Here is a 7,733-nt window from a genome sequence, read left to right as displayed (position 1 = left end):
TGATCGGCGCGATGCGCTGGCTCGGTCTCGACTGGGACGAGGGCCCCGAGGTCGGAGGACCCCACGGGCCCTACCTCCAGTCCGAGCGCGGCGACATCTACCGCGACGTGCTCGCCCGGCTCGCCGAGTCGTCGTACACCTACGAGTGCTACTGCACCACCGAGGAGGTCGACGCCCGTCGCAAGGCCTCGGGCTCGAAGGTGATGGGGTACGACGGCTTCTGCCGCGACCTCACCGAGGAGCAGGTCGCGGCGTTCCGCACGCTCGGGCGCCAGCCCGTCGTCCGGTTCCGGATGCCCGAGGGCTCGATCACCTGGAACGACCTGGTCCGCGGCGAGATCACCTTCGAGACCCAGTACGTGCCCGACTTCGCGCTGTGCCGCGCCAACGGCGACCCGCTCTACACCCTGGTCAACCCCGTCGACGACGCGATGATGGAGATCACGCACGTGCTGCGCGGCGAGGACCTCCTCTCCAGCACCCCGCGCCAGATCCCGCTGCACGCCGCGCTCATCGAGCTCGGCATCGGGAAGGTCATGCCCGAGTTCGGCCACCTGCCGTTCGTCATGGGGGAGGGCAACAAGAAGCTCTCCAAGCGCGACCCCGAGTCGCACCTGTTCCTCTACCGCGACCAGGGCTTCCTGCCCGAGGGGCTGCTCAACTACCTCGCGCTGCTGGGCTGGGCGATCGCCGCCGACCGCGACGTCTTCTCGATGGAGGAGATGGTCGAGGCCTTCGACATCAAGGACGTCAACCCCAACCCGGCGCGCTTCGACCTCAAGAAGGCCGAGGCGATCAACTCCGCGCACATGCGGCTGCTCTCGATCGACCAGATCACCGACCGGGCGCTGCCGTTCCTCAAGGACGCCGGCGTGCTCACCGACCCGGTCAGCCCCGCCGACACCCAGCTGCTCGAGCTGGCGATGCCGCTGGTCGCCGAGCGGATCAACAAGCTCACCGAGTCCGTCGACATGCTCGGCTTCCTGTTCATCGACGAGGAGTCGTTCACCCGCGACGAGGCCGACGTCGAGAAGCTGCTGAACGACGACGGGCGGGCCGTCGTACGCCGCTCCCTGGACGCCCTCGAGCGGCTGGGTGAGTGGTCCGCCGGGGCGATCCAGGCCGCGCTGCAGGCCGAGCTCGTCGAGGGCATGGGCATCAAGCCGCGCAACGCGTTCGGTCCGGTGCGGGTCGCGGTGACCGGTCGCCGGGTCTCGCCGCCGCTGTTCGAGTCGATGGAGCTGCTCGGACGCGAGCGCTCGCTGGCCCGGCTGCGGAGCGCGCTTGTCTGAGGTGGAGGCGCGGCCGGACCTTCTGCCGGGGGCCCGGCCGCTGCCCTACCACCGGATCCACCGGGGCGGCCGGCCCGGGGTGTGGCGGCCCATCGTGGGCGTCCTCAGCCTCGGCCTGGCCTTCCTCGTCGTGATCCCGGTGATCGTGCAGGTGCCGTTCGCGATCGGTCTCGCGCTCGCGGGGCGCGACGTCGTCGACGGGATCGACCGGCTGCTCGACCTCGACGACCCGACCCCGCTCGGCCTGGCCTACCTCAACGTGGTGCTCGCGCTCGCGATCCCTGCGGTGTGGCTGATCACGAGGACGCTGCACGGGCTGCGGCCGGGATGGGTCGCCTCGGTGCGGCCGCGGCTGCGCTGGGGATGGTTCGTCGCCTGCTTCGGGCTGTCCGTCGTGGCGATGATCGCGACGCTGATCGTCTCCGCGGTCGTTCCCTCGCAAGGTGAGGGCACCGAGATCAGCGGGCACCTCAACGACTTCACCTCGACCACCCGCGACTTCCTGCTGGTCGTGTTGTTCCTCACGCCGCTGCAGGCGGCGGGGGAGGAGTACGCGTTCCGCGGCTACCTCAGCCAGGCCTTCGGCGGCATCTTCGGGCGCGCCTGGGCCGGCGTGCTGTTCCCTGCGCTGCTGTTCGCCCTGGCCCACGGGGCGCAGAGCGCGCCGGTGTTCTTCGACCGGTTCGCGTTCGGCCTGGTGGCGGGCCTGCTGGTCGTGCTCACCGGTGGCCTGGAGGCGGGCATCGCGATGCACGTGCTCAACAACTGGCTCGCCTTCGGCCTGGCCCTCGCCTACGGCGACATGGCCTCGACGTTGAACCCCACCGGTGACAGCTGGTGGTCGATCCCGGTCACGCTCACCCAGTCGTTGGTCTACCTCGCCCTGGTCGTGCTCGTGGCCCGCCGCACCGGCCTGCGCACGCGCACCGAGGGCCCGGTGGGGGTGGGCGAATTGGTCGCTCAGAGAGGCCGCGTGTAATGTTCTCCATCGTGCCCGACCGCCTCGGCGGAAGGGCCATTGACTAGCAAGTCAATGGGATATGGTGTAATTGGCAGCACGACTGATTCTGGTTCAGTTAGTCTAGGTTCGAGTCCTAGTATCCCAGCGAGATCGCCGCTCGAGGGCGGCGATTTTGTGCGAGCAGCCCGCTCCCGATAGGGTTTCCCGGGTTGCTCGCAGAGCACCGAAGCACAATTCAACACACCTGCCCCGTTCGTCTAGCGGCCCAGGACGCTGGCCTCTCACGCCGGAAGCACGGGTTCGAATCCCGTACGGGGTACCACCGACAGAGCCTCAGTCATCACGACTGGGGCTCTGTCGCATGTCCGGGCCGCTCGCGCTCGAGGGCTGCGCCGGTCCACTACGCTGGCTGCGCTCTGGTCGTCTCGGGAGGAGTGTCGATGAGTGGGTCGCGGGCACGGGTCGCGGTGGGGCTGGTCCTCGGAGTGGTGCTGCTGACGGGCTGCGGGTCGGAGGAGTCGTCCGACGGGGCGGCGTCGTCCACCGGCGGGTCCTCGGACCGGGAGCTCCGGCTGCCGGACGGGATCGGTGACCTCCAGCTCTACGAGGGTGCGTGCGCGGCTCTCGAGGGCGATGCGCAGCAGCGGTGCACCGAGGCGGCCGCGGGCGCCACGAGGGCGGTCGACGCGGCCGCCGACAACCTCTCGGCGGCGTACGACGACGCATCGGCAGCCGGCGGCTACTACGTCGACGAGGACTTCGAGCGCATGGTGCAGGTCTTCGCCGTCGCCGCCGCGTCACCCGGTCTCTGGACGACCGACTCCGAGGCTGCGGCCGAGCGCCAGCAGCTGGGCCATCCGATGGAGTGGGTCGAGGAGAGCGACGGCGCCCAGTGCGTGGTCAGGAACCAGAGGCCCGTGCCGCAGGGTGAGGAGCTCGACCCCGAGGAGGTCGTCGTGCTGCGCTGCCAACAGGCGGGTGACGACCTGACCGTGACGGTCGTCCCGGGCGGCGATGCGACCCCGGAGGACGCCCTCGCCTGGACCGGCGAGGCCTTCGACGCGCTCGCCGGCTGACCCCGCCCCGTCCCGGCTCGGACGGGCTCAGGCGACGTCGGCCTCCATGGCGGCGACGTACTCGCGCTTGACCTGCCGCCACGCCTCGTCGGTCATCGTGCGGCGCCAGTACGGAGAGCACGACATGTCGGCGCGCTCCAGGCCGCGCTCGGCGAGCAGGTGGCGCCGGATGGACCGGATCTCGTCGGCCTCGCCGTGGACGAACGCATGCACCCGTCCGGCGGGCAGCTCGAGGCTGCGCAGGCTCTCGAGCAGCAGCGAGCCGTCGGTGTCGGCGCCGGCGCGGTGCAGCCAGGCCAGGTCGAGGTCGGCGGGGCTGGCGAGCTCGACCTCGTGCTCGGGTCCGTCGCAGACCAGGCGCACGACGGCCCGGGCGCCGGCGGGCAGGGCCTCCAGCGAGGCCGCGATCGCCGGGAGCGCCGACTCGTCGCCGACCATCAGGTGCCAGGCCGCCTCGGGGTCGGGACGGTAGCCACCCGACGGGCCCGTGAAGACCAGCACGTCGCCGAGCGCCGCCGCGGCCGCCCACGGCCCGGCCGCGCCGGAGGCGCCGTGCACCACGAAGTCGAGCGTGAGCTCTCCGGCGGCGGCGTCCCACCGGCGTACGGTGTAGCGCCGCCGCGCCGGCCAGAGCTCCGCCGGCTGCGTCTCGCGCACCTCGGCGGGGTCGAAGACGGGGCCGTACGGCGCGCCCGCGGGCGGGATCGCGACGTTGACGTAGGCGTCGGTGCCGTCGGGCATCACCAGGCCGTCGAGCCCGGGACCACCGAGGACGACCCGGACCAGCCCGGGCGTCAGCCGCTCGGTGCGCACCACGTGTCCGTGCATCGCCTGCTCCTCGCTCGCGTTTGTTAGGCGAACCTAACTCACGCGCACAACCCGTTGGCCGCCGCCTCCTCCTTGGAGCCGCTGGGGTTGCTGCCGCTGACCGCGCCCTTGCCGAACGAGCCGAGCGGGTCGTCGTCGATCACGCGCTTCCAGAGCTGGTCGGCCTCCGGCGTGAGCTGGAGACGGCCCCAGTGGGGATCCCCGACGGGGAAGTCGGTCGTCGGGGCGGTGACGAACTTGATGTGCTGCAGGTCCGCGCCGTTGAGGGACATGGCGAGCTTGACGAGCTTGCCGGCGCTGGCGAGGTCGGGGCTGGTCTCGATCGAGCCGGTGAGGGCACGCGCGAAGTTGTAGAGGCGGTCGGGGCGGGCGAGCGTGCCCGCCGACTTCACCTTGGCGATCATCGAGGCGATGAACGCCTGCTGGCGCTTCATCCGGCCCAGGTCGGAGTTGGCCGTGGAGTGCCGCTGCCGCACGTACTGCAGCGCCCGGTCACCGTCGAGGGTCTGGGTTCCGGCGTCGAAGTGGATGTGCGCCTTCTCGTCGTCGATCGGCTCGGGGATGCAGACCTCGACGCCGTGGACGGCGTCGACCATGCCCTTGAACCCGGCGAAGTTCAGCGTGACGTAGGAGTCGACGTAGATGCCGGTCGTGGCCTCGAGCTGCGCGACCGTGCACTCGGGGCCGCCGAGCGCGAACGCCTCGTTCCACTGCACGTCGGTGGCCCCCGGGACGGTCTCGGAGCCGTTGGCGCAGTCGGGACGGTCCACGAGGGTGTCGCGGGGGATCGAGATGCCGTACGCCGACTGCCGCCCGTCCGCGACGTGGATGAGGATCGTGGTGTCCGAGCCGCCCTCGCCGGACTCGGTGTCGATCTTGCAGCCCTCGCAGTCACGCGTGTCGCTGCCCATCACGAGGATGTTGAGCTCGGAGGTGTCGAGGACCGGCTTGGGGCGCTTGACCTGGTGGTCGATGGACTCACCGGCGGTGATGCCGCTGTCGATCTGGTGGTAGGCGAACACGACGGTCGCGGCCGTGACCATGGCGATGACGAGCTCGGCCACGATGATCACGCGCAGGATCGCGCGGCGGTGGCGTCGCGGCACGCGCGGCGCCTCGGGCGAGGGGGGCGCGTCGGGCTCGTCGGGCACGTCGGGATCCTTCCAGGGGACGGCCGAGATCCGTGGGACTTCAGCGTACGTGCCGTCGTGGAATCCCTCGGATGGCGACTAGGCTCGCGGTCGTGTCCGATTCCCGCCAGATGATGTCGACGGCGGCAGTCAGGATGGTCGCATGACGACGTCCGAGAGGCATCCGACGCGACTCGACCGCGAGTCGTGCTACCGCGCGGTGAAGTCGCGCGACCGGCGCTTCGACGGCGTCTTCTACACCGCGGTCAGCACCACCGGCATCTACTGCCGACCCTCGTGCCCGGCGCGGACCCCGGCGTTCCACCACGTCACGTTCCACCCGAGTGCGGCGTCCGCGCAGGCCGCCGGCTACCGCGCCTGCAAGCGCTGCCTGCCCGACGCGACCCCGGGCAGTCCCGACTGGGACGTCGCGGCCACCGCGGCCGGCCGAGCGATGCGCCTGATCGCCGACGGGGTCGTCGACCGTGAGGGGGTCGACGGGCTCGCCCGCCGGGTCGGCTACACCTCGCGCCACCTCACGCGCATCCTCACCTCCGAGCTGGGTGCCGGTCCGCTCGCTCTGGCCCGGGCCCGCCGCGCCCAGACCGCGCGCGTGCTGATCGAGACGACCGAGCTGACCTACGCCGACGTCGCGTTCGCGTCCGGGTTCTCCAGCGTGCGGCAGTTCAACGACACGATCCGGGAGGTCTACGCCGCCTCGCCGACCGACCTGCGCGGTCGGCGCGGGGGGCGCGCCGCCACGACCGGCACGGTGACGATGCGGCTGGCCGTGCGCACGCCGTACCTCGGCTCGGCGCTGCTGGCCTTCCTCGCGACCCGGGCCGTGCCGGGCGCCGAGGCCGCCGGCGAGGGCTGGTACGCCCGCACGCTGGCGCTGCCGCACGGCTCGGGCACCGTCCGGCTCCAGCTGCCCGACGTCGACGAGCCGGGACAGACCGCGTTCGCGGTCGCGACGTTCGCGCTCGACGACCTGCGCGACACCGCCGCCGCCACCGAGCGGGTGCGCCGGATGCTCGACGCCGACTGCGACCCCCTGGCGGTCGCCGACGCGTTCGCCGGCGACCCGGTGATCGGACCGCTGGCCCGGGCATGGCCCGGTCTGCGCGTGCCCGGCCACGTGGACGGGCACGAGATCGCGGTGCGCGCCGTGCTCGGCCAGCAGGTCAGCGTCGCGGGGGCGCGCACGGTCGCCACCCGGCTCGTCGAGCAGCACGGCCGGCCGATCACCCACCCCGACGGCACGCTCACGCGGCTGTTCCCCGACGCCGAGACGATCGCGGGGCTCTCGCCCGAGGACCTGCCGATGCCGCGCTCCCGGGGCCGGGCGCTGGTCGCGCTGTGCGAGGCGCTGGCCGAGGGGAGCCTCGCGCTCGACCGGGGCCCCGACCGCGACGACGTACGCCGCGCCCTGCTCGCGATCCCCGGCATCGGGCCGTGGACGGCCGACTACATCGCGCTGCGCGCGCTCGGCCACCCCGACGTCTTCCTGCCGACCGATGTCGGCATCCGCGACGCCCTCCTCGGCCTCGGGCAGGACCCGGCGGCCGCGGCGGAGCTGGCCCAGGGCTGGTCGCCCTGGCGCTCCTACGCGCAGCTGTACCTCTGGCAGACCCTGGTGAAGGAGGACTGAGATGTGGACCGTGATCGACTCGCCCGTCGGTGAGCTCCGGCTGGTCGAGCACAACGGCGCGATCACCGCGATCGAGTTCTCGCCCTTCCGCGACAGCGACGGGCGCCCGCGCGGCGACCGCGACGACGACCACCCCCTGCTCGTCGAGACGACCCGGCAGCTGCGCGCCTACTTCGACCGCGACCTCAAGGAGTTCGACCTGCCGCTGGCGCCGGTCGGCAGCGCCTTCCAGCAGCGGGTCTGGCAGGCGCTCCTCGGGGTGGGCTGGGGCGAGACGGCGTCGTACGGCGAGATCGCGCACCGGCTCGGCATGACCAACGCCGCCTCGCGCGCCGTCGGCCTGGCCAACGGCCGCAACCCGATCCCGATCGTGATCCCGTGCCACCGCATCATCGGCGCCAACGGCACCCTCACCGGCTACGCCGGCGGCCTGCCGCGCAAGCAGCTGCTCCTCGAGCTCGAGCAGGATGCACTCTTCTGACATGGCGTCGACTCTCAAATGACGTTGACCCGCCCGAAACTTTCGGGCGGGTCAACGTCGCGAGCTCGAGCCGCCCGAAAGTTTCGGGCGGGTCAACCTATTCGGCGGCAGCGCGTCGCAGCGACTCGCTGAGCCGCTCGGCGGCGGCGAGGACCGCCGGGGCGTGCATGCGACCCGGCTGACGCGAGAGCCGCTCGAGAGGACCGGACACCGAGACGGCGGCGATCACCTTGCCGCCGGGGGAGCGGACAGGGGCGGAGACCGAGGCCACGCCCTGCTCGCGCTCGCCGACCGACTGCGCCCAGCCGCGGCGG

Annotated in this window: 8 protein-coding genes and 2 tRNA genes; 7 read left to right on the top strand and 3 right to left on the bottom strand. The window is 72.1% G+C overall.

The window, feature by feature from the left end; all coding sequences use genetic code 11:
• The 5 genes from gltX to Q0L15_RS22560 form a co-directional block, all read left to right on the top strand.
• Positions 1–1,292 (top strand): glutamate--tRNA ligase (gene gltX / locus Q0L15_RS22580; protein WP_296607104.1); only part of this gene is annotated, 1,292 nt, incomplete at its 5' end.
• A gap of 1 nt (position 1,293) precedes the next feature.
• Positions 1,294–2,271 carry a CPBP family intramembrane glutamic endopeptidase gene (locus tag Q0L15_RS22575; protein WP_296607106.1) on the top strand — a complete coding sequence of 326 codons (978 nt, stop codon included), beginning with the start codon at positions 1,294–1,296 and terminating at the stop codon, positions 2,269–2,271.
• A gap of 55 nt (positions 2,272–2,326) precedes the next feature.
• Positions 2,327–2,398: transfer RNA gene (locus Q0L15_RS22570), tRNA-Gln, on the top strand.
• A 101-nt stretch (positions 2,399–2,499) separates the two neighbouring features.
• Positions 2,500–2,575, top strand: a tRNA-Glu gene (locus Q0L15_RS22565).
• Positions 2,576–2,693: 118 nt separating this feature from the next.
• Complete coding sequence (locus Q0L15_RS22560) at positions 2,694–3,329, top strand: hypothetical protein (protein ID WP_296607103.1); 636 nt, start codon at positions 2,694–2,696, stop codon at positions 3,327–3,329.
• A 27-nt stretch (positions 3,330–3,356) separates the two neighbouring features.
• Here Q0L15_RS22560 and Q0L15_RS22555 read toward each other — a convergent pair whose 3' ends face one another.
• On the bottom strand, positions 3,357–4,157 hold the full coding sequence (locus Q0L15_RS22555) for a siderophore-interacting protein (protein ID WP_296607102.1): 801 nt from the start codon (positions 4,155–4,157) through the stop codon (positions 3,357–3,359).
• A 38-nt stretch (positions 4,158–4,195) separates the two neighbouring features.
• Positions 4,196–5,308: an LCP family protein gene (locus tag Q0L15_RS22550; protein WP_296607101.1), complete on the bottom strand. Its 1,113-nt coding sequence runs from the start codon at positions 5,306–5,308 to the stop codon at positions 4,196–4,198.
• Positions 5,309–5,450: 142 nt separating this feature from the next.
• Between Q0L15_RS22550 and Q0L15_RS22545 the strand changes: the two genes are divergently transcribed.
• Together Q0L15_RS22545 and Q0L15_RS22540 are read left to right on the top strand one after the other, a co-directional pair.
• The gene (locus tag Q0L15_RS22545) at positions 5,451–6,938 is read left to right on the top strand and encodes a DNA-3-methyladenine glycosylase 2 family protein (protein WP_296607100.1); all 1,488 of its coding nucleotides are present in this window, start codon (positions 5,451–5,453) and stop codon (positions 6,936–6,938) included.
• A 1-nt stretch (position 6,939) separates the two neighbouring features.
• Positions 6,940–7,419: a methylated-DNA--[protein]-cysteine S-methyltransferase gene (locus Q0L15_RS22540; RefSeq protein ID WP_296607099.1), complete on the top strand. Its 480-nt coding sequence runs from the start codon at positions 6,940–6,942 to the stop codon at positions 7,417–7,419.
• Between the two features lie 97 nt (positions 7,420–7,516).
• Here the strand turns inward: Q0L15_RS22540 and Q0L15_RS22535 are convergent.
• Positions 7,517–7,733 (bottom strand): IclR family transcriptional regulator C-terminal domain-containing protein (locus tag Q0L15_RS22535; protein ID WP_296607098.1); only part of this gene is annotated, 217 nt, incomplete at its 5' end.

The sequence above is a fragment of the Nocardioides sp. genome (assembly GCF_024509035.1).
Classification (GTDB): domain Bacteria; phylum Actinomycetota; class Actinomycetes; order Propionibacteriales; family Nocardioidaceae; genus Nocardioides.
This window is presented reverse-complemented; position numbering and strand designations above follow the sequence as displayed.